The sequence below is a fragment of the Gordonia phosphorivorans genome, assembly GCF_042432625.1.
GTDB classification, from domain to species: domain Bacteria; phylum Actinomycetota; class Actinomycetes; order Mycobacteriales; family Mycobacteriaceae; genus Gordonia; species Gordonia phosphorivorans.
In genome coordinates, this window is the sequence record NZ_JBHLWV010000019.1 from 33,122 (window position 1) to 52,671 (window position 19,550).

Annotated in this window: 24 protein-coding genes; 4 read left to right on the forward strand and 20 right to left on the reverse strand. The window is 70.3% G+C overall.

What is annotated here, in order from left to right; genetic code table 11:
• Positions 1-29 precede the first annotated feature (29 nt).
• From ACFFJD_RS08600 to ACFFJD_RS08610, 3 genes are all read right to left on the reverse strand, one after another.
• A complete protein-coding gene (locus ACFFJD_RS08600; RefSeq protein ID WP_382363124.1) occupies positions 30-866 on the reverse strand; it encodes an anti-sigma-D factor RsdA in 837 nt (278 codons plus the stop codon).
• Entirely contained in the window at positions 863-1,435 is a 573-nt protein-coding gene (locus ACFFJD_RS08605; protein WP_382363126.1) for a sigma-70 family RNA polymerase sigma factor, read from the reverse strand. The genes ACFFJD_RS08600 and ACFFJD_RS08605 overlap by 4 nt, the downstream gene beginning before the upstream one ends.
• A gap of 88 nt (positions 1,436-1,523) precedes the next feature.
• Positions 1,524-2,363: a hypothetical protein gene (locus ACFFJD_RS08610; RefSeq protein ID WP_382363128.1), complete on the reverse strand. Its 840-nt coding sequence runs from the start codon at positions 2,361-2,363 to the stop codon at positions 1,524-1,526.
• Positions 2,364-2,599: 236 nt separating this feature from the next.
• Between ACFFJD_RS08610 and ACFFJD_RS08615 the strand changes: the two genes are divergently transcribed.
• Positions 2,600-2,899 (forward strand): WhiB family transcriptional regulator, encoded by a 300-nt coding sequence (locus tag ACFFJD_RS08615; RefSeq protein WP_382363130.1) that lies wholly within the window; start codon positions 2,600-2,602, stop codon positions 2,897-2,899.
• Positions 2,900-2,973: 74 nt separating this feature from the next.
• Here ACFFJD_RS08615 and groES read toward each other — a convergent pair whose 3' ends face one another.
• The 15 genes from groES to rplM all read right to left on the reverse strand — a co-directional run bounded on the left by groES (position 2,974) and on the right by rplM (position 16,021).
• Positions 2,974-3,273 carry a co-chaperone GroES gene (gene groES, locus ACFFJD_RS08620; protein WP_345314241.1) on the reverse strand — a complete coding sequence of 100 codons (300 nt, stop codon included), beginning with the start codon at positions 3,271-3,273 and terminating at the stop codon, positions 2,974-2,976.
• A gap of 164 nt (positions 3,274-3,437) precedes the next feature.
• Positions 3,438-4,466, reverse strand: coding sequence for a tRNA (adenosine(37)-N6)-threonylcarbamoyltransferase complex transferase subunit TsaD (gene tsaD, locus ACFFJD_RS08625; protein WP_382363132.1), 1,029 nt, complete (start codon positions 4,464-4,466; stop codon positions 3,438-3,440).
• Complete coding sequence (gene rimI / locus ACFFJD_RS08630; protein ID WP_382363134.1) at positions 4,463-4,939, reverse strand: ribosomal protein S18-alanine N-acetyltransferase; 477 nt, start codon at positions 4,937-4,939, stop codon at positions 4,463-4,465. Before rimI ends, tsaD begins: the two co-directional genes overlap by 4 nt.
• Complete coding sequence (gene tsaB / locus ACFFJD_RS08635; RefSeq protein WP_382363136.1) at positions 4,936-5,607, reverse strand: tRNA (adenosine(37)-N6)-threonylcarbamoyltransferase complex dimerization subunit type 1 TsaB; 672 nt, start codon at positions 5,605-5,607, stop codon at positions 4,936-4,938. Before tsaB ends, rimI begins: the two co-directional genes overlap by 4 nt.
• Positions 5,600-6,061: a tRNA (adenosine(37)-N6)-threonylcarbamoyltransferase complex ATPase subunit type 1 TsaE gene (gene tsaE, locus ACFFJD_RS08640; protein WP_382363138.1), complete on the reverse strand. Its 462-nt coding sequence runs from the start codon at positions 6,059-6,061 to the stop codon at positions 5,600-5,602. The genes tsaB and tsaE overlap by 8 nt, the downstream gene beginning before the upstream one ends.
• On the reverse strand, positions 6,058-7,215 hold the full coding sequence (locus ACFFJD_RS08645) for an alpha/beta fold hydrolase (protein ID WP_382363140.1): 1,158 nt from the start codon (positions 7,213-7,215) through the stop codon (positions 6,058-6,060). The genes tsaE and ACFFJD_RS08645 overlap by 4 nt, the downstream gene beginning before the upstream one ends.
• Complete coding sequence (gene alr, locus ACFFJD_RS08650; RefSeq protein ID WP_382363142.1) at positions 7,212-8,372, reverse strand: alanine racemase; 1,161 nt, start codon at positions 8,370-8,372, stop codon at positions 7,212-7,214. Before alr ends, ACFFJD_RS08645 begins: the two co-directional genes overlap by 4 nt.
• A complete protein-coding gene (locus ACFFJD_RS08655; RefSeq protein ID WP_382363144.1) occupies positions 8,369-9,814 on the reverse strand; it encodes an NAD(P)H-hydrate dehydratase in 1,446 nt (481 codons plus the stop codon). Before ACFFJD_RS08655 ends, alr begins: the two co-directional genes overlap by 4 nt.
• A 4-nt stretch (positions 9,815-9,818) precedes the next feature.
• Positions 9,819-11,681 (reverse strand): glutamine--fructose-6-phosphate transaminase (isomerizing), encoded by a 1,863-nt coding sequence (glmS, locus tag ACFFJD_RS08660; protein WP_382363146.1) that lies wholly within the window; start codon positions 11,679-11,681, stop codon positions 9,819-9,821.
• An 11-nt stretch (positions 11,682-11,692) separates the two neighbouring features.
• Positions 11,693-12,640 carry a dienelactone hydrolase family protein gene (locus ACFFJD_RS08665; protein WP_382363149.1) on the reverse strand — a complete coding sequence of 316 codons (948 nt, stop codon included), beginning with the start codon at positions 12,638-12,640 and terminating at the stop codon, positions 11,693-11,695.
• 163 nt (positions 12,641-12,803) lie between these two features.
• A complete protein-coding gene (locus tag ACFFJD_RS08670) occupies positions 12,804-13,364 on the reverse strand; it encodes a hypothetical protein (RefSeq protein ID WP_382363152.1) in 561 nt (186 codons plus the stop codon).
• Positions 13,351-13,641, reverse strand: a complete 291-nt coding sequence (locus tag ACFFJD_RS08675; protein ID WP_382363154.1) for a hypothetical protein — start codon at positions 13,639-13,641, stop codon at positions 13,351-13,353. The genes ACFFJD_RS08670 and ACFFJD_RS08675 overlap by 14 nt, the downstream gene beginning before the upstream one ends.
• A 77-nt stretch (positions 13,642-13,718) precedes the next feature.
• Complete coding sequence (glmM, locus tag ACFFJD_RS08680) at positions 13,719-15,062, reverse strand: phosphoglucosamine mutase (protein WP_382363156.1); 1,344 nt, start codon at positions 15,060-15,062, stop codon at positions 13,719-13,721.
• Positions 15,063-15,581, reverse strand: coding sequence for a 30S ribosomal protein S9 (rpsI, locus tag ACFFJD_RS08685; RefSeq protein ID WP_382363158.1), 519 nt, complete (start codon positions 15,579-15,581; stop codon positions 15,063-15,065).
• Complete coding sequence (rplM, locus tag ACFFJD_RS08690) at positions 15,578-16,021, reverse strand: 50S ribosomal protein L13 (protein WP_382363160.1); 444 nt, start codon at positions 16,019-16,021, stop codon at positions 15,578-15,580. The genes rpsI and rplM overlap by 4 nt, the downstream gene beginning before the upstream one ends.
• A gap of 191 nt (positions 16,022-16,212) precedes the next feature.
• On the opposite strand from rplM, the gene ACFFJD_RS08695 reads away from it, so the two are divergent.
• On the forward strand, positions 16,213-16,746 hold the full coding sequence (locus tag ACFFJD_RS08695; protein WP_382363162.1) for a YceI family protein: 534 nt from the start codon (positions 16,213-16,215) through the stop codon (positions 16,744-16,746).
• 115 nt (positions 16,747-16,861) lie between these two features.
• On the opposite strand, the gene ACFFJD_RS08700 is transcribed toward ACFFJD_RS08695, so the two are convergent.
• Positions 16,862-17,032 (reverse strand): hypothetical protein, encoded by a 171-nt coding sequence (locus ACFFJD_RS08700; protein ID WP_382363164.1) that lies wholly within the window; start codon positions 17,030-17,032, stop codon positions 16,862-16,864.
• 22 nt (positions 17,033-17,054) lie between these two features.
• Between ACFFJD_RS08700 and ACFFJD_RS08705 the strand changes: the two genes are divergently transcribed.
• Positions 17,055-17,588 (forward strand): SDR family NAD(P)-dependent oxidoreductase, encoded by a 534-nt coding sequence (locus ACFFJD_RS08705; protein WP_382363166.1) that lies wholly within the window; start codon positions 17,055-17,057, stop codon positions 17,586-17,588.
• Positions 17,589-17,696: 108 nt separating this feature from the next.
• On the forward strand, positions 17,697-18,869 hold the full coding sequence (locus ACFFJD_RS08710) for a class I SAM-dependent methyltransferase (protein WP_382363168.1): 1,173 nt from the start codon (positions 17,697-17,699) through the stop codon (positions 18,867-18,869).
• A gap of 71 nt (positions 18,870-18,940) precedes the next feature.
• Here the strand turns inward: ACFFJD_RS08710 and ACFFJD_RS08715 are convergent, their stop codons facing one another.
• Positions 18,941-19,546: a DUF6642 family protein gene (locus ACFFJD_RS08715; protein ID WP_382363170.1), complete on the reverse strand. Its 606-nt coding sequence runs from the start codon at positions 19,544-19,546 to the stop codon at positions 18,941-18,943.
• Between the last annotated feature and the right edge of the window lie 4 nt (positions 19,547-19,550).

Below are 19,550 nucleotides of genomic sequence, written 5' to 3' on the forward strand. Positions count from 1 at the left end.
TCTCGGGGCCCGTCAGTTCTGCGCGCCCGTCAGTTCTCCGGGGCGGCAGACTGGCTGCTGCTACTGCTACTCGACGAGCTCGACTTCTCGGACGTCGACGAGGAACCGGATGCCGACGGCGTCGTCGACGGGGCCTGCGAGGAGGTCGGCGGCACCGATGAGGTCGGCGGCACCGACGGGGTCACCGTGACGGTCACCGACATCGAATCCGAAGCCTCCGCCGGTGGCGTTGCCGGGTCGCTGCTCGAGACGGACGGCACCGGCGAGGTGGTCGGATCCTTGGCCAGGGCCTCGCTGCTGCGCAGACGAGCGATCCACTGCCGCATGCGCTGCTGGGTATCGGCATCCTGGACCGGCTCGAGTTCGCGTTCGGCGCGGTCGAGGAGCGCGGCCGCACGCGCGGTCTCCCCCTCCGACAGCGCGGTTTCGGCCCGTTCCAGACCGTTCTGCACGTCGTAGGTGGACTGCGTCTGCTGCGCCTCCTCGGCGAAGACGACCTTCTTCACGTTCCACAGGGGATCGCCTGGCTGCGAATTCTCCGACAGCACCAGCAGTCCGGCCGCTGCGACCGCGGTGATCGCGGCGGCGCCGGAGATCATCCGCAGGTGGCGCGACATCGCCTGGCGTTTGCGGTCGGAGTCGGCCGCGACGATGGCCCGCTCCACCTCTTCGAGGGTGGGCGAGGTCGGTGCGGGCGCGGCGAGCGCCTCGGTGCGCCAGGCGAACAGCAGCGCGCCGAGTTCGGCCTCTGCCGGGTCCACCGGGCCGTCGCCGGACGGCAACGCGGTGCCGTCGGCGAGGGCCTGGAGGAACTCGTCGTCGTGGTGAACGGCCCCGATATCGACCGATGGGTCCTGCTCGTTCATCGGCCACCTCCTGCAGCTATGAGCTTCTTCAACTTGGTCAAGGCCCGATGCTGGGCCACGCGCACGGCGCCGGGCGTGCTGCCGACCATGTCGGCGGTCTCCTCTGCGGACAGGCCCACCACCAGACGCAGCACGAGGATCTCGCGCTGCTTCTCGGGGAGCTGCTCGAGGAGTTCGGCCATCCGGCGGCTGGCGTCGTTGTCGACGGCCTGCTGCTCGGGTCCGGTGGAGAAGTCCACCACCTCGGGAATGACGTCGACGGGATCGGCTTTGACGCGTGCGGCCGAGCGCATGGCATCGGCCACCTTGTGCGAGGCGATGCCGTAGACGAAGGCCATGAAGGGCCGGCCCTGGTCCTCATACTTGGGCACCGCGGTCATGACTGCCATCAACACCTCCTGCGCAACGTCGTCAGCGGAGAATAGGTGCCGTTCGCCGGCACCCACCCGTGCCCGGCAGTAGCGCAGGACCGGATCCCGCACGCTTTCGAGCACTGAGCTCAGCGCCGCGCGGTCCCCAGCCACCGCTTCACGGACCTTGCGGTCCAGCGCCTCACCTGTCAGTTTCATCGTCATGTTGTGCTCGAAGTGTTACATCGTCGATCCGTGCCCGCCGCGCGGTCGCGGGTAGCACGGGTCGACAGGTCACCAAGTCACCCTATCGGCCGTGCCGTTCCAGCGGGGACAGGGGCGCGAGGGGCATTCCTCGCCGAGCCAGACGATCGCGGAGAAACACCACGTCCGAGGCATATTCGGCGGCACTGTCCACCCCGGAGAGCAGCGCGGCGGCCGCCCACTGGAGCGGCAGCAGACCGCCCGCCGCGGCTCGCTCGAAGACCCCGCGCCCGGCCGCGACCGCCGCCTCGGTCTCCCCGCTCGCCGCGGCGACGGCGGCGCCGATCAGGTCGGTCTTGATGCGGTGCCGGTCCGAGGGCACTGCGTCCACCAGCTCCGCCGATGCGGCCGCGGCCGCACGCGCGGTATCGAGATCGCCGGAGTAGAGGCCCCATTCGCTGCGCACCCAGGACAGCCGCAGCCGCGTCCGCGCCGCGGTGCGCCAGTCGGCCGAGTCGAGCGCCGCGCACGCCGCGGCGTGCTCGGCCGCGCGGTCGAGGAGGCGCCGGGAGGCCGCGAAGTCCCCGAGCCCCAGATTGTCCGCAGCCAACCCGACGAGTCCGTCGAGCCAGGCCGCGGACAACCATCCGGCGTCCGCGGCGCCGTCGGCTCCGGAGCATGTCCGCGTCGCGCCGACGGCGAGCAGGCAGGCCCGTCCGTCACCGACGCGGGCCGGGCCGTGACCGCCGGCCTGCCGGAGCAGCGAGGCACGGGTGCTGTGGGCCAGGGAGGCCACCGAGGGTGAGACGGCCGGGTCCGCGGTGAGCGTCGACAGCACCCGCCGCGCCGCCGCGGCACGCCCCTGCGCCCCGAGATCGACGGCACGTTGCCACTCCTGCACTCCAGTCGGTGCGGGGGTCGGCTCGGGTCTCATGATCCTCATCTCGTCAGTTTCTCCACGGGTAACACTCGGTGACTTCTGGTCGTCGAACCCGGGCGCGATGCCACGTCATGTTTACCCGGTGTTACCGCTCGGCGACGAAAGCCCAGGAGCGGCACCGGATGTTCACCTGATCGCAAAAATGCAGCTCATCCAGGGTTTATCGGCGGTTTGACGGGCCGGAATCGGCCGCCCTAGCGTGGGCGATGCACCTAGTCACTTCGAGAGAAGGAAATGCCGTGACCATCACCGCAGACCGACTGCCCGGGCCCAACGCCGACTTCTGGGATTGGCAGCGCGAAGGCGGGTGCCGAGGCCTCGACTCGTCGGTGTTCTTCCATCCGGAAGGCGAGCGCGGCCATGCCCGACTGCAGCGCGAACGACAGGCCAAGAAGATCTGCGCCGCCTGCCCGGTGATCCAGCAGTGCCGTTCACACGCCTTGGCCGTCGACGAGATCTACGGGATCTGGGGCGGGCTGTCCGAGCACGAACGCAACCTGATCCGCCGCCGCGAACCCGCCCGCTACCTGGCCTCCTGAGAACCGGCCCACGAAAAACACCGCCCCGGCGGCCGCGAGGCCGCCGGGGCGGTGTTGGTTTCTGCGAGTCAGTCTCAGCTGACGACGGCGAGGATGTCGCGCGCCGACAGGATCAGGTAGGCCTGACCGTTGTAGCTGATCTCGGTGCCGCCGTACTTGCTGTAGATGACGGTGTCACCCTCAGCGACGTCGAGCGGGATACGCTTGTCGCCGTCTTCGTCCCAGCGGCCGGGGCCCACTGCGATGACCTTGCCCTCCTGGGGCTTCTCCTTCGCCGAATCCGGGATGACCAGGCCCGAAGGGGTGGTCGTCTCGGCCTCGATGGCCTGAATAAGGATCTTGTCCTCAAGCGGCTTGATGTTCACGCCTGCCACGATGTCAGTCCTTCTCGTCTCGTCTTACTGCGGAAGATTGTTCGGCCGGATCGGTTGCCGCGTCGTCGCGGGTGCCGCGGCGGTGATCCGGTACCGACTAGCACTCTACCCATGAGAGTGCCAGCGCTTCAACCCTCCTGGCGTCCTCGCGTCCCGACTCGCGATCAGAGCTTGCTGATCTGCACCGACATCCCCGGGTCGGTGGCCACCGTCAGCGGCGACGGCGACGCTCCCCCGCCGATGACGTGCGCTCCGAGGGTGGCGACCATGACGCCGTTGTCGGTGCACAGACGCGGGGCGGGCACGCGCAGCTGCACGCCCGCGGCGTCGGCGCGTTCCCGCGCCAGCGAGCGGATCCGCGAGTTCGCGGTCGCCCCGCCCCCGAGCACCAGGGTGTCCACGCCCCGCTCGGCGACGGCGCGCATCGCCTTCGCGGTGAGCACGTCGGCCACCGCCTCCTGGAACGACGCGGCGACGTCGGGAACACTCACCGATCGTCCCGCGCGCACCTCGCCCTCCACGTAGCGGGCCACGGCGGTCTTGAGGCCGCTGAAGGAGAAGTCGTAGGGCGCATCGCGTGGGCCGGTGAGCCCGCGCGGGAACGCGATGGCGGTGGGGTCGCCCTCGCGCGCCGCGATGTCGATCGCGGGCCCGCCCGGGTAGCCCATGTCGAGGAGCCGGGCCACCTTGTCGAAGGCCTCGCCGGCCGCGTCGTCGATCGTGGTGCCGAGTTCGTCGATCGGCTTGGCCAGCTCGTCGATGCCGAGCAGGTGGGTGTGCCCGCCGGACACCAGCAGCGCCACCGCCGACGGCATCGGCCCGTGCTCGAGGGTGTCGACGGCGACGTGCCCGCCCAGATGGTTCACGGCGTACAGCGGGACGTCCCAGGCCAACGCGTACGCCTTGGCCGCGGCCACCCCCACCAGGAGCGCGCCGGCCAGGCCCGGTCCGATGGTCACCGCGATCGCATCCGGGCGATCGATGCCCGCCGCTTCCCGCGCCCGGGTCATCGTCGGCACCATGGCCTCCAGGTGCGCCCGCGAGGCGACCTCCGGGACCACGCCGCCGTATCGGGCGTGCTCGGCCTGACTGGAAGCCACCTCGTCGGCCAGCAGGGTGGCCGACTGCCCGTCCCAGGAGACGATGCCGACGCCGGTCTCGTCGCAGGAGCTCTCGATGCCCATCACGATCACGACTGGTTCACCTCCGCAGCCGCGGGCCGCACCATGGTGAAGGCGTCGGCGCCGGAGGGCTGATAGTAGTTGCGGCGCACGCCGGCCACGGCGAAGCCGCTGCGTTCGTACAGCGAGACGGCCACGGCGTTGTCGGTGCGCACCTCCAGGAATACCGGCGCGGCCACCGCGTCGGCAACTCGCAGCAGCGCGTCCAGCAGGGCCCGACCGGACCCCTGCCCGCGGTACTCGGGATCGACGGCGATGGTGTGCACCTCGCACTCGTACCCGCCGGGCGACCCCAGCACCGCGAGGCCGGCGTAGCCGAGCACCGGGCCGCCTTCGTGCTGCCGCAACGCGAAGTAGTGGTTGTGCGCGGCGGCCAGTTCGTTGACGAAGCCGCTCAGCGGCCACGGCGAATCACCGGCGAACAGCTCGGCTTCCAGTTCGGCGCATCGCGGCAGATCGCGCGGCGTCAGCGCGTCGACGATCATCCCAGCAGCGACTTGCGCCGCTGGTCCTTCAGTTCGACGGCGTCCGGACGCCGCAGGTACAGCGGCGTCAACGCCGCCGGGGGCGCCCCGAGCTCGGCGACGGACACCAGCGCGGACGCGGTCGGCACCGTCGCCGCCGACAGCGCCGCTCCGTAGCGGTCAATGAAGCCGGGTGTTCCGGCGACGACGGTCGCCGCACCCACCTGCACCTCGTCGGGGGCGGTCACCTCGGGACCGATCAGCCGCACGCCGTCGCGATAACGCGCCCAGTACACCTCGCGGCGTCGGGCGTCGGTCACCACCAGCACCTCGCCCCGCGCGCCCTCCCGGGCGGCCGCGTCGGCGATGGCGTCCAGGGAGCAGACGCCGTACGCGGGGATGGCGAGGGCGTCGGCGTAGGCCGCCGCCGTGGCCATCCCGACCCGCAGCCCGGTGAACGGTCCCGGGCCGCAACCCACCACCACGTCGGTGAGTTGCTCACCGCGGCAACCGCTTTCGGCGAGTACCTGCTTCATCAGGGTGGTGAGCATCTCGGCGTGGCGACGGTGATCGTGCACCACCTGCTCGGCCAGGGTCACCGGGCCTTCGGCGGTTACGGCCACCACGCCGACCACCACGGCGGGGGTGGCGGTGTCCAACGCCAGTACCAGTCTGTCCGGCTCAGTCATTGCGCACCCATTCCCAGCTCACCTGTCGTACATCGCTCAGATCTTCGCGGCGCAGGCGTACCAGCAGATACTCGTCGACCAGTCGCTCGGCCATCCCCTCGCCCCATTCCACCACGACCACCGAGTCGGTCAGGTCGGTGTCCAGGTCGAGGGCGTCGAGGTCGTCGAGGCCGCCGAGCCGGTAGGCGTCGACGTGAATCAGCCCGGGGCGACCCGGACCTCCGGGCGGATGCGCGCGCGCCATGATGAAGGTGGGCGAGGACACCCGGCCGCCCACGCCCAGCCCGGCCGCCAGCCCGCGCGTCAGCGCGGTCTTGCCCGCCCCGAGCGGTCCGTCCAGGATCACCAGGTCGCCGGCGCGCAGCAGCGCCGCCAGCGCCGTCCCGAAGGCTTCGGTGTCGTCCACCTCGGGCAGTTCGCAGCTACCGGCTGCGCCCCGCTCTCCCACGTTCATCGCGCACCCCAGTACCAGCGCATCTTGGGCCGCGCGTGCGCCCGGCGGGAACGCTGCACCAGATTGTCGATACCCTCGGTCACCAGCTCCGGCATCTCCATCGGCAGCATGTGGCCACACCCCTCCCCGATCCGCAGCCGCGAATCGTCGCCGAGTTCGGTGAACATGCGCAGCGAGTTCGGCAGCGGCGTCAGCCGGTCGATGTCGCCGCACATCACCACCGACGGCACCTGTGCCAGCACCGGCAGCGCGGTGGACTCGTCGTGGCTCTCCAGCGCGTGCAGAAAGTTCACCATCGTCGAGATGGACGTGTTCTGAATCATCGACTCCACCGCGTGCCCGGCCGCGGGACTGTAGAAGTCGGGGCCGAAACTGGCCGCCACCAGCACCGGTTCCACTGCCTGCCGGGTGATGCCGCGCCCGGCCTGCACCAACCGCGGGAAGTAGCGGACCGAGATGCGTAGGGCGTCGACGACCGGGTTGTTCAGGCCCCCGCCCAAACCGGCCTCGGTGATACCGCGGGCCGCGGTGGACACCAGGGCCACCCCGGTGACCCGGCCCTTGTAGCCGAACAGGTCGGGGTGGGCGCGCGCGAGCGCCATGATCGTCATCCCGCCCATGGAATGACCCACCAGCACCACCGGTCCGGTCGGGGCCGTCGCCCGGATCACCGAGGCCAGGTCCTCCCCGAGCTGGGCGATCGACGAACTCGCCGCCGAGGCCGGGTCGCTGCGCCCGTGTCCGCGCTGGTCGTAGAACACCATCCGCACCCGGCGCTGCGCCCAGCGTTCGGCCAGCTGGTAGCGCTGGAAGTGCCATCCCGCCATCCGCAGCGTGAAGCCGTGCACAAAGATGACGGTCAGTTCGGGCGCGAGGTCACCGGCGGGACCGGTGATGTGGGTGCGCACGGCCAGCGCCACCCCGTCGTCGGCGATCACCGTCGACGATTCGTCGGTGTAGATGCTCTTGAAGTCGACGTCCGCGTACGGATCGACGGCGGTTCCGGACTTCTTCCGGCGACGAGTGCGGCGCACATTGCCACCGAGGGTCGCTCCGAGCGACCCGACGTCGCGCAGACCGGAGGCCCACCCCGACTTGCCGCTCCCGGCGGCCGGCGCCGCCGGCTGCACATCGTCTGCTTCGGACCGGCTCATCGCACCTCCCCGCCCGGGTCACCGACGTAGCGGCGCTGCGCACGTCCGTGAATGCCGGAAATGATCTCGTAGTCGATGGTGTCGACGCTGTCGGCCCAGTCGACGGCCTTGGGCACCGCGGGCTCACCCGGGGTGTTCGCGCCGAACAGCACCGCGCGGTCGCCTTCACGCACGCCGCCGCCGTCGGGGCCCAGGTTCACCACCAGCTGGTCCATGCAGATGCGGCCCACGCCGGGGAACCGGCGACCGTTGATCGAGACCTCGAACCGTTCGGACAGCAGGCGGGGGACGCCGTCGGCGTAGCCCGCAGGCAACACGGCGACCATCGTGTCGTTCGGAGCGACCCACCGGTGGTTGTACGAAACCCCTTGTCCGGCAGCGACTTTCTTCACCAGCGCCACTTCGGCACTGAGCGTCATCGCAGGAATGAGGCCGAAGTCCCCGCGCGACGGAATCGGCGAGCAGCCGTACAGCGCCAGGCCGGGGCGCACCAGGTCGCGGGCCAGGTCCGGTCGGGTGAGGGCGGCGGGCGAGTTGGCCAGGTGCAGCACCTGCGGAATCACGCCCCGCCGCTTCAGGTCGGCGGCCGCCGAGTCCAGGTGCGCGGCCTGCTGCGAGTTCATCGGATGGTCCGGTTCGTCACCGAACGCCAGGTGGCACATCATCGCGCGCAGCCGCACCGCGCCCTCGGCCTGCGCCTGGGCGAGCTGGTGCGCGGTGTGCTCCCACTCGTCGGCGGCGATCCCGCTGCGGTTGAGACCGGTGTCGACCTTGGCGGTCACGGTGGCGGTGACCCCGGCCGCGCGGGCGGCGGCCACCACCGCGGCCAGCTGACGCGGCGAGGAGACGGCCAGGTCGATGTCGGCGGCGATTCCCGCCGCGAAGTCGGTGCTCGGCGTGTGCAGCCACGAGGTGATGTGCGCGTCGATTCCGGCGGACCGCAGCGCCAGGGCCTCGGTGAGGTGCGCGACGCCGAGTTCGGCCGCTCCGGCGGCCAGCGCGGCGCGGGCCACCGGCGCCGCACCGTGTCCGTAGCCGTCGGCCTTGACCACCGCGATCACCGGGGCACCGGCGCGCTCGGTCACCACGCGGACGTTGTGCCCGATCGCCCCCAGGTCCACGGTCGCGGCCAGCGCGGGCATGTCAGCGGTCGTCATCTCTGTTCGGCTCCCATCTGTCCCAGCTCTCCCCATCCACGCAGGGCGCTCGGCACGGCTTCCAGCAGGTCGGATGCTCCGATCGGGGCGCCGCCGGAGGCCAGGCGCGCCGCGCGCGCATGCACGCGGGCCGCGGCCGCCCCCGCCCACAGCGGCGAACGTCCCGCCGCCAGCAGGGCGCCGGCGATGCCCGACAGCACGTCGCCGGCACCGGCGGTGGCCGCCCACGACGAGCCCGCGTCGTTCCCGTACACCCGGCCCTGCGGATCGGCGACCAGCGTGATGCGCCCCTTGAGGAGCACGGTGACCCCCAGGTCCGCGGCCAGCGCCCGGGTGGCGGCCAGTCGGTCGGGCCCGACCGGATGGCCGGCCAGCCGAGCGAACTCGCCCGCGTGCGGGGTCAGCAGCACCGGCGCCGCCCGGCCGGTCAACAGGTCGGGTCGGCGCGCGAGCACGGTGAGTCCGTCGGCGTCGACCAGGACCGGCACCTCGTCGGCGAGGACCCGTTCCACCCGAGCCTCCGCCTGCGCGTCGGTGCCCAGGCCCGGGCCCACCACCCAGGCCTGCACGCGGCCGGCGTCGTCGAATTCCTCGGTGGCGACCACTTCGGGGCGGTGCGCCACCACCTGCGGCGCCGCGGCGCCGACGAAGCGGGTCATGCCGGAGGTCGCGGCGATCGCACCGCCGGTGCACAGCACCGCCGCGCCCGGGTACCGCGGGGAGCCGGCCACGATGCCGACCACGCCCTGGGTGTACTTGTCGTCGTGCGGGCCGGGCACCGGCCAGTGCGCGGCCACCTCGGCGTCGGTGAGCGCGGCCACCGTCCGGTCCCCCGCGGCACCGAGCCCGATGTCGACCAGGTCCACGCGGCCGCACTGCTCGGCGGCCAGCAGATGGGCACGACGCCGCACCCCGAAGGTCACCGTGACATCGGCCCGCACCGCAGGCTCTCCGACCGCGCCGGTGTCGGCGTCCACCCCGGAGGGCAGATCGACGGCCACCACGGTGGTGTGCGGCGACAGCGCCGCGAAGGCCGCGGCGGCGGCCGGACGCAGCGGACCGCGGCCGCCGATCCCGACCACACCGTCGACCACCACGTCCAGGCCGACCGGAAGTTCGTCGGCGATGCGGCCGCCCGCTCGGGTCAGGGCGGCGAGCCCGGCGGCATGGGTCTGCTCCGGGGCCAACAGCACCGCGCTGACCGCGACGCCCCGGCGTCGGAGTTCGGCCCCGGCGTACAGCGCGTCGCCGCCGTTGTTGCCCGCACCGATCACCAGACCCACCGACCGGCCGTAGGTCCCGCCGGTACGGGTGAGCTCGCCGAGTACCGCGCGCGCCACGCCGTGCGCCGCGCGCGCCATCAGCGTGCCGGAGGTCAGCAGGTCCCCGGTCGCGCGTTCGGCCTCCCGAACCTCGTCGGCGGTGCAGTAGTAGACCGGCACGGGACTACTCCACCGTGACGGATTTGGCGAGGTTGCGCGGCTTGTCGACGTCGTAGCCGCGCTCCTGCGCCACCGTCGCCGCGAAGACCTGCAGCGGCACCGTCGACACCAGCGGTTGCAGCAGCGTCGGGGTGTGCGGAATGGGGATGAAGTGGTCGGCGATGGCGGCGGAGGCCTCGTCGCCGGGCTCGGCGATCATGATGGTGCGGGCGCCGCGCGCCTGGATCTCGCGCACATTGCTGATCATCTTGGAGTGCAGCACCGCGCGCCCCTCGGGCGAGGGCATCACGACGATCACCGGCAGGCCGTCCTCAATGAGCGCGATCGGCCCGTGCTTGAGCTCGCCGGCGGCGAAGCCCTCCGCGTGGATGTAAGCCAGTTCCTTGAGCTTGAGCGCGCCCTCCAGGGCCACCGGGTAGCCGACGTGCCGGCCCAGGAACAGCACGGTGTTGCTGCCCGCGTACTGGCGAGCCAGGTCGCGCACCGGTTCCATCTGCTCGAGGACCTTCTCGACGGCCGCCGGAATCTCCTCGAGGGCGCGGAACTCGCGGACCACCTCGTCCGGGTACTTGGTGCCGACGGCCTGCGCCAGGGCCAGGCCCACCATGTAGGCGGCGGCGATCTGCGCGAGGAAACACTTGGTCGAGGCGACGCCGATCTCCGGTCCGGCGTGCGTGTACAGCACGGCATCGGACTCACGGGGAATCTGGGCGCCGTTGGTGTTGCAGATGGCCAGCACGCGGGCCTTCTGGTCCTTGGCGTGCCGGACCGCCTCCAGGGTGTCGGCGGTCTCGCCGGACTGGCTGATCGCCACCACCAGCGTCGAGCGGTCCAGCACCGGGTCGCGGTAGCGGAACTCGCTGGCCAGCTCCACCTCGACGGGCAGACGGGTCCAGTGCTCGATGGCGTACTTGGCGATCATCCCCGCGTTGTAGGCGGTGCCGCAGGCGACGACGAAGACCTTGTCCACGTCGCGCAGATCCTGGTCGGACAGGCGCTGCTCGTCGAGCACGATCCGCCCGTTCTCCAGGTGACCCAGCAGGGTGTTGGCCAGGGCCTCCGGCTGCTCGGCGATCTCCTTGAGCATGAAGTACTCGTAGCCGCCCTTCTCGGCGGCGGCCAGATCCCAGTCGATGTGGAAGGGCGTACCGCCGGTCGGATTGCCGTCGAAGTCGGTCACCTCGTACGAATCCGCGGTGATCACCACCACCTCGTCCTGGCCCAGTTCCACCGCCTCGCGCGTGTGCTCGATGAACGCCGTTACGTCCGAGGCGAGGAACATCTCGCCGTCGCCCACGCCGACCACCAGCGGGGTCGACCGGCGGGCGGCCACCAGAACACCCGGGTTGTCCGCGGAGGCGAAGACCACGGTGAACGCGCCGTCCAAGCGGCGCAGCGCGGCGTAGGCGCTGGCCACGAAATCGCCGGCGTGCTGCCCGGAGGTGTATTCGCGGCGCAGCAGATGCACCGCAGTCTCGGTGTCGGTGTCGGAATCGAATTCGACGCCGCCCTCTTCGAGTTCGGCCCGCAGGGGCGCGTAGTTCTCGATGATTCCGTTGTGCACCACCGCGAACTTCTCGTCCAGGCTGCAGTGCGGGTGGGCGTTGCGATCGGTGGGCTTACCGTGCGTGGCCCAGCGGGTGTGGCCCATGCCGGTGGTCCCGGTCAGGTTCTCCGGACCCACCTCGGCGATCAGCTTCTCGAGGTTCTCCAGACGACCGGCCTTCTTCTCCACCGCCAGGTGTCCCCCACCGTCGACGATGGCCACGCCCGCGGAATCGTAGCCCCGGTACTCCATCCGTCGCAGGGCCTCGACCACGATGTCCAGTGCCTGACGCTGCCCCACATATCCGACGATTCCGCACATGGTGGGCGAGTTTACCTTCCGAGAGCGGGCAGCCTCTTCTTCCGCTTCTCGTCGTCGACCCGGTATGCCGGGTTACCCAGCAGCTGAGACAAATGATCGGCGTCGGCGCGCCGGATGTCCGGCGCAGCGACGACGGTCGCCGCCCCCATCGTGGTTTCCGGCTCGGCGAAGGCCGCGTATTCCTCCCGACCCGCCAAGCGATGAAGCAAATACCCGGTGACCTGGGCGCGAACCGCCGCGTGCACCTTGCGCTCGGCACCGTTGACGCCGAGGAAGCCGCGCACCGTCGGGTTCTCCAGGAGATCGCCCGCACTGGCCCCGGCCAGTGTGCGCAACACCACCTCGCCGCCGAGAAGTTCGGTCAACGTCACGGCGTTGCCGGTCATCGAATCCAGCTCGGTGGGCGCGGCCAGGATCAACGCGGGAGCGGTCACCTTGGCGGCGTCGTCGCGCAGATCCGCGGCGGTGGGCGCCGGGAACAGCGTCACCAGGGCACGCACCGGAATCTGCGGGCGCCCCAGGAGGGTGCGGTCGGCGGCGGCGCGCACGGCGGCTGCGGCCCCGAACCCGTGACCCACCAGGCCCAAGCGGTCGGCGTCGACGGAGAGCCGGCCGGGGGCACCCAGCTGCACGCCCGCGCACACCGTCAGCGCGGCCCGCAGATCGGTGGCCAGCTCGATGTCGGAGGCCAGCGGTCCCCGTTCGGAGTCCGGCGCGGCCACCACGATGCCCCACGAGGCCAGGTGGAACAGGAGGTCACGGTAGGCGCGCGAACTGCGCAACCAGCCGTGCCCGAAGGCGACGGCGGGCAAGTTCTTGCCTTCCCTGGGCGCGAAGACCTGGCCGGACAGCCCGACGATGCCCAGATCGCCACGATCGACCTTGTGCGGTCCGCGGCGAGCCAGCAGCTTCATCAGCTCGTCCGGCGGGGGCGCTACGACCTTCTTCTTCCCGAACACGGTCCTACCCTATCCAGTTCCACCGGCACCATCAGGCGCGGTAGGGATTCGGGTTCGTCGGCGACGACCGCGACGGGCGGGACGGCACGGCGATAGGCGCCCCGGGCGGCCGCGAGTTCCGCGCGGGCGCGGGCGCCGATCTGTTCCAGCCGGGCGCGGGTGCTCACCGGTCACCGGCCAGCACCAGTTCGCCGGCCGAGCGCCACTCGTCGGCCAGCGCGGCGATGCCGTCGTCCACCGCCGCCGAGGCCGCACGACCGGCGGCGGCCGCCAATTCCAGGCGGGCGCTCAGTTCGACGCTCGCCTCCGGCAGCGCGAGGCCGGCCGCCAGCGGATCGGTGGCCTGCGCCATCGTCGACCGGTAGTCGTCGAGCACCTCGCCGAGGACGTCGCGGGCGGCGACCGCCGAGTCGGCGTGGCGGGACAGCGCCTCGGCGGCCGGAATCAGGTCGACGGCCAATCGGCCCGCCGCCGTCTGCAGGGCAGCGGCCGCCGATCCGCTCCAGCTCTGCGGCACGTCCGCACCCACCGAGGTCAGCGAGCCCAGGGCGTCGTCGAGCACGCTGGACTGAACGCGCAGGGAGTCGGCCATCCGCCCGAAGGAGTCCAGATCGAAGGCGTTCACGGCCGCGTGTGGGGCGGCTACGTCGTCGTCGTCGAAGGCCACCGCGCCGCGGTCGCGCCACTGGCGCAGCAGCGCCAGAAACATCTCAATCGCGTTCACCGGCCGACTCTCGGTCCGCCTCCACCACCGAGGCCGCTTGCCTGCCGATTCGCTCGGCGAGCCCGGCCACCCCGGCACCCGCCGCCGTCAACCGCTCGGAGAGATGCGCCAGCCGCGCATCCAGCGCCGCCGCGGCCTCCCGGTGCGCCGGCGACCGCACCCAGTCGTGCGGCAGCGTGAGCCGCTGCGCGCACGCGGTGAGGGCGTCGGCCACGGCCAGCTGCCGTGCGACGAGTCGATCCAGGCCGGCGGCGTCGAGCCGCACATCTTCGCTCATGTCTGGTTAGACGCGCGCGGGGACGCTCCGGTTCCCTCGACACGCCGACAGACGCCCCGCCGGGAGGAGATCGTGGGTCAGACGGTGGCGACGACGTCCGCGACGCGTTCGGCGATGGCTTGCGCGGCGTCGGCCGTCGTGGCCTCCACCATGACGCGCACCAACTGCTCGGTACCGGACGGGCGCAGCAGGATTCGGCCGTTGCCTTCCAGTTCCAGCTCGGCCTCGGCCACCGCCACTTCGACGGCCCGATCCACGGCGACGCGATGCTTGTCGGTCACCGGCACGTTGATCAGCACCTGCGGAAGGATCGTCATCACCGAGGCGAGATCGGCCAGTCGGCGGCCGGTCTCGGCCACCCGGCGGGCCAGCAGCAGGCCGGTGAGCACACCGTCGCCGGTGGTTCCTGCCGACGGAATCACGATGTGACCGGACTGTTCGCCGCCCAGGGCATAGCCCCCGGCGCGCAGTTCCTCCAGGACGTAGCGGTCGCCCACACCGGTGATCTTGAGACCGATACCGGCCTCCGTCATCGCCAGATGCAGGCCCAGGTTGCTCATCACCGTCGCGACCAGCACACCGTCGGTGAGTTCGTCACGCTCGTGCATGGCCAACGCCAGGATCGCCATGATCTGATCGCCGTCGACCACCGCGCCGGTGGAGTCCACGGCCAGGCAGCGGTCGGCGTCGCCGTCGTGCGCCAGGCCCAGGTCGGCGCCGTGCTCGAGGACCGCGCGCTGCAGGTTCTCCATGTGGGTGGAGCCGCAGCCGTCGTTGATGTTGAGACCGTCGGGCTCGGCATGAATCGCGATGACGCGCGCACCGGCCGCTTCGTAGGCCATCGGCCCCACGCGCGCCGCGGCGCCGTTGGCGCAGTCCACCACGAGGGTCAGTCCGTCGAGGTGACGACCGCCGGAGGCGGCCAAGTGCTCCAGGTATCGGTCGACGGCGTCCGGCGCGTCGATCAACCGGCCGACGCCGGCGCCGACGGGACGCGGCTGCTCGGCGGCCATCGCCGCCTCGATGGCGTCCTCGACGTCGTCGCCGAGCTTGTGCCCACCGGCACCGAAGAACTTGATGCCGTTATCGGGCATCGGATTGTGGGAGGCGGAGATCATCACGCCGAAGTCCGCCGCATAGTCGGCGGTCAGGAAGGCGACCGCGGGCGTCGGCACCACGCCGACCCGGATCGCGTCGGCTCCGGCGGCGGCAAGACCCGCGCACAGAGCGGCTTCCAGGAACTCCCCGGACGCGCGCGGATCGCGACCGACCACCACGCGGGGTCGACGCGCATCGGGCGAAGCGAGGGCATCTGCACCGAGAACGCAAACGGCGGCCGAGGCCAGGCCCAACGCCAGCTCTGCAGTGAGCTGATCGTTGGCCCGGCCCCGGACGCCGTCGGTGCCGAAAAGACGTGCCACTTAGCGCTTGCTGTACTGCGAAGCCTTACGGGCCTTCTTGAGGCCGTACTTCTTACGCTCGACAGCACGCGGGTCACGCGTGAGGTAGCCGGCCTTCTTCAGGATCGGACGATCCTCGGGGCTGACCTCGATCAGTGCGCGGGCGATCGCCAGACGCATGGCGCCGGCCTGGCCCGAGGGGCCACCGCCGACGAGGTTGGCCTGGATGTCGAAGACATCGGGGCGCTCGACGGCCACCAGCGGGGACTTGACCAGCTGCTGGTGCACCTTGTTGGGGAAGTACTCCTCCAGGGTGCGGCCGTTGAGCTTGAACTCACCGTTGCCGGGGAGGACACGCACGCGGACGACGGCCTCCTTGCGGCGACCGACGGTCTGCACTGCGCGATCGAAGACGACCGGGCCGCGCGAAACGACCTCGGTGGCCTCGACGTCGTCGGACTCAGTGGTGTAGGCGCCGTCTTCCAGGACGATTTCCTCGTCCACGACCTCGACCTCGTTGTTCACGTCTTCGTTGGTCACTGGGACACCTGCTTGATCTCGAAGGGGGCGGGGTGCTGCGCCGCGTGGGGGTGGTTCGGGCCTGCGTAGACCTTCAGCTTCGAGGCGATCTGATCGCCGAGCTTGTTCTTCGGGAGCATGCCCTTGACGGCCTTCTCCACCAGACGATCCGGACGGGTCGCGAGGACCTCACCCATGGTGCGGGACTTCAGGCCGCCCGGGTGACCCGAGTGGTGGTAGATCCGCTTGTTGTCCGCCTTGTTGCCGCTGAGCGCGACCTTTTCGGCGTTGATGATGATGACGTAGTCGCCGGTGTCCATATGGGGGGCGTACGTCGGCTTGTGCTTGCCGCGGAGCAGGGTCGCGCTCGCCACGGCGAGGCGGCCGAGCACCACATCGCTGGCGTCGATGACATGCCACGTGCGCGTGATGTCACCGGCCTTCGGGCTGTAGGTAGACACAGTAGTCCTCACTGTTGTTGTACTTCTGCCGGTCGAAGCGCATAGACACAGCTGATTCCCGGCGACCGGTAGAGACCCGGGGCTGACGACGAGGTCATGCACCAGCGGTCCAATTTACTGGACTCGGCCACCGCGGGTCAAAACCGTCCAACAACCCGGCGACCGCACGGGCCGGATGCCACAGTGGTGGCATGACCGACTCATGGACGCTGACCGGCGACGACGGTGAACTCCTCCTGCACACCGGGACCGCCGGCCGGGCCGCACGCACCGGCCACAAGCTCACCATCGAGATGAAGGGGTGGACCGCTCAGGTAACCGTCGACGACGGCCATCCGGTTGCGGTGACCCTGACCGTCGACGTCGATTCTCTCACCGTCCTCAAGGGCGAGGGCGGCATCGCCCCGTGGACCGGGGCCGAACCGGGGATCGCCCGCAGCAACGCCCTCAAGTCGTTGGAGGTGAAGAAGTACCCGACGATCACCTACGCCTCGACCGGGGTGGTGCGCGACGGCGACGTCTACTCCGTCGACGGCGAGCTGACCCTGCACGGGGTCACCCGCCCCCACCCGGTCACCGTGCGACGGGACGGCACCGGATTCTCGTGCGAAACGACGATCACCCAGACCGACTACAAGATCAAACAGTTCTCACTGCTGATGGGCACGGTGAAGGTGGCCGACGACGTGCGCCTGACCATCTCGGCCACCGCACCCGCCCCATAGACCGCGACGCGGGCGAACCGGCACTGCTTCGTCCACAAGCCTCCCGACTCCGTTCGCGCTGTCGGTCTGGACCGACAGCGCGAACGGAAAGCGACAGCGTCAACCGGCGACGACCTCAGGCCGCCAGTCGCTCGCGCACTGCCGGCACCACCTGGTCGGCGAGGACCCGGATCCGCGTGCTGCCGCTCTCCACCCACTCGCCCGGCAGCTGCGCCCAGAAGTGCACGTCCTTGATCTGCGGGGTGGCCGAGATCAGGGCGGTCAGCTCGTCGACGGCCGTCGGCACATCCCAGAGCGTGTAGGAGCCGGTGCTCGCCGAGCACGGCCGCGTCGACGCCCTGGCGAACATCGCCGGAGTGGTCAACATGATCAGCGAGGACTCGGTGGTCGGACTCACCGAGGAAGCCTGGGACCAGGTGATCGGCACCGACCTCAAGGGCGTGTGGCTCGGCATGCAGGCGGTGATCTCGTCCATGATCGACAACGGCGGCGGCCGCATCGTCAACATCTCCTCGATGGCGGCTCTGCGCGGCCTGCCCAACCTGGCGTCCTATTCGGCGGCCAAGGGTGGCGTCGTGGGCCTCACCAAACAGGCCGCCTACGAGTACGGTCCGCACAACGTACTGATCAACGCCATCGCACCGGGCACCATCGACACCCCGATTCTGGCCGACATCACCGACGAGATGCGCCAGGCCAACGCCAACGCGCACATCGTCCGTCGCCTCGGCCTGCCCTCCGAGATCGCCTCAATGGTCGCCTACCTCATGCGCGAGGGCGACTTCCTCACCGGCGAGATCTACCCCGTCGACGGGGGCTGGGCCGCGAAGGGCAACTTCTAGTCCACGTCGACGAGCCGTACCGTCTGCCATGTCGAGGGCGCATTGCAGAATCACGTACTTCTGGTGTCGTGCCTGCTTTTCCGTTCGACGCACGCGGACAACGGCGGCATGACCAGCGAGTTTCACGCAAGCACGCGGGAAGCCGTTGAGGCGTATAGCGACAGGGTGACTCAGGCCGTCCTCGGATTCGCTGAAACGGCGAGCATCGTCCTGGGCGACGGACTCGGCTGGTATGCGGAGCTCGCGGCTGCCGGAGAGGCCGGGCGCACCGCCTCGGACCTGGCGCTGGCCACCGATACGCAATCGCGCTACGCCCAGGAGTGGCTGGAACAACAGACGATGGCCGGTCTCGTGGAGGTCGTGGCGTCAGCGCCGTCTGGCGCTGGCGCCCGGCGCTTCCGGCTCCCCGCCGGCGCCGCAGAGGTTCTGGTCCATCGCGGTACCACGACGGCACTCCTGCCGATGGTGCGGATGCTGCGGGCCGGGGTTGCCGGCATGCCCGAGCTCCTGGAGGCGTACAAGCACGGCGGGGGTGTCACGTGGGATCAGGTCGGCGATGAAGCGAGGCAGGCGCAAGCCGAGGGAAACCGGCCCTGGTTCCTGGAACAGTTGCCGCAGGCGCTCGCCTCCGTGGAGTCACTGCACAGCGTTCTGTCGCGACCGGGTGCGCGCATCACCGACGTGGCATGCGGCTTCGGGTGGTCCACTCTGGCTCTTGCCCGCGCCTACCCCCAGTCGCAGGTGACGGGCATCGACATCGATGAACCGTCCATCGTGGCGGAGCGGGGCAACGCCGACGCCCGGGGCCCAAGCGCGAACGTCGAGTTCTACGTCGCCGACGGGGCCGACCCCGTCACGGCGCACAGCCAGGACGCGGTATTCATCTTCGAAGCGTTGCACGACATGCCGTTTCCGGTTCAGGTGCTCAGTGCCGCGCGCACCATGGTGAAGCCCGACGGCGCGGTGGTCGTGATGGACGAAGCGGTGGCCGCGACCTTCGATCCGGAAGCAGGCTCGCCCGACGAGAAGCTGCTGGAGCGGCTCATGTACGCCTACAGCCTCTTCCTCTGTCTGCCGGACAGCATGGCGACGCCGGGGTCGGCCGCGACGGGCACGGTGATGCGTCCGGCCGTGTTGGAGCGCTACGCGATCCAGGCTGGATTCGCTGCGGTCGAACAGCTGCCCATCGGGGACTTCTCGGTCTTCCGCTTCTATCGGCTCACCCTGCCCGACCGGGAGGGCGACACCACTCCACGGCTGGCGGCCGCCCGCAGGCCGTGACGCTCGACGTCCGCGAGTCCGCTCAGTGGGCCTCCGTGTTCGCCGAGCACGGGGAGTTCTACAGCATCGACCTATGCATGGGCGCGCCGCACCCCAGAGCTTGTCACGACGGTCAAGCCGAGTTCTTCCACCATGCTGCCGTACCGAGCATGTAAGCGACTGAACACCTGCGCACCATTCGCACTGTTTGTCATCTCGTGGATGAGCAGCGCCTCGAACGCGGCAGACGTCAGCCAGTCCACATCGTGCGTATAGCCGAAGACCGCACGCGCACCGGTACGAGCACGAAACCGAAGCAGCTCCGAATCCGGCGCGGACAGCGTGGCGCACGAGCCGAAATAGACGAAACAGTCCCCAGCGCGGCCGTCGAAGTGCTTGCCCAGGTCCTCCAGGCTGACAGACCTATCATCGAACTCCACTTCTCCGACCAGCCCGTGCGCGGCGATCATCAGTGTCAGGTAGTCGTCGAGATCCCCTTCACACCCGCCCTCCAACCACTTGTCGAGCTGATGGAAGAACTCCGTACTCGTAGCGATGCGGCGGTGGATATACCTAGCAGAGCCGGTGCTCGCTAGCAGGTCCAGCAATGGACGCACGGATTTTGCGTCTGTTAGAGAGTCACTCCACTCGCCTTCGAGACAGAAAAGTCCAGTGGGCTGCTCACTTTGATCTGACATCGCG

What these genes read in the sequence shown, in the direction of transcription:
- glmS (WP_382363146.1), bottom strand. Translation starts at nt 11,681, where the DNA reads ATGTGCGGAATCGTCGGATATGTGGGGCAGCGTCAGGCACTGGACATC.
- ACFFJD_RS08695 (WP_382363162.1), top strand. Translation starts at nt 16,213, where the DNA reads ATGACCGACTCATGGACGCTGACCGGCGACGACGGTGAACTCCTCCTG.
- ACFFJD_RS08610 (WP_382363128.1), bottom strand. Translation starts at nt 2,363, where the DNA reads ATGAGGATCATGAGACCCGAGCCGACCCCCGCACCGACTGGAGTGCAG.
- ACFFJD_RS08600 (WP_382363124.1), bottom strand. Translation starts at nt 866, where the DNA reads ATGAACGAGCAGGACCCATCGGTCGATATCGGGGCCGTTCACCACGAC.
- ACFFJD_RS08710 (WP_382363168.1), top strand. Translation starts at nt 17,697, where the DNA reads ATGACCAGCGAGTTTCACGCAAGCACGCGGGAAGCCGTTGAGGCGTAT.
- alr (WP_382363142.1), bottom strand. Translation starts at nt 8,372, where the DNA reads ATGACGACCGCTGACATGCCCGCGCTGGCCGCGACCGTGGACCTGGGG.
- tsaB (WP_382363136.1), bottom strand. Translation starts at nt 5,607, where the DNA reads ATGACTGAGCCGGACAGACTGGTACTGGCGTTGGACACCGCCACCCCC.
- ACFFJD_RS08645 (WP_382363140.1), bottom strand. Translation starts at nt 7,215, where the DNA reads ATGAGCCGGTCCGAAGCAGACGATGTGCAGCCGGCGGCGCCGGCCGCC.
- ACFFJD_RS08605 (WP_382363126.1), bottom strand. Translation starts at nt 1,435, where the DNA reads ATGAAACTGACAGGTGAGGCGCTGGACCGCAAGGTCCGTGAAGCGGTG.
- ACFFJD_RS08675 (WP_382363154.1), bottom strand. Translation starts at nt 13,641, where the DNA reads ATGAGCGAAGATGTGCGGCTCGACGCCGCCGGCCTGGATCGACTCGTC.
- ACFFJD_RS08715 (WP_382363170.1), bottom strand. Translation starts at nt 19,546, where the DNA reads ATGTCAGATCAAAGTGAGCAGCCCACTGGACTTTTCTGTCTCGAAGGC.
- rimI (WP_382363134.1), bottom strand. Translation starts at nt 4,939, where the DNA reads ATGATCGTCGACGCGCTGACGCCGCGCGATCTGCCGCGATGCGCCGAA.
- tsaE (WP_382363138.1), bottom strand. Translation starts at nt 6,061, where the DNA reads ATGAACGTGGGAGAGCGGGGCGCAGCCGGTAGCTGCGAACTGCCCGAG.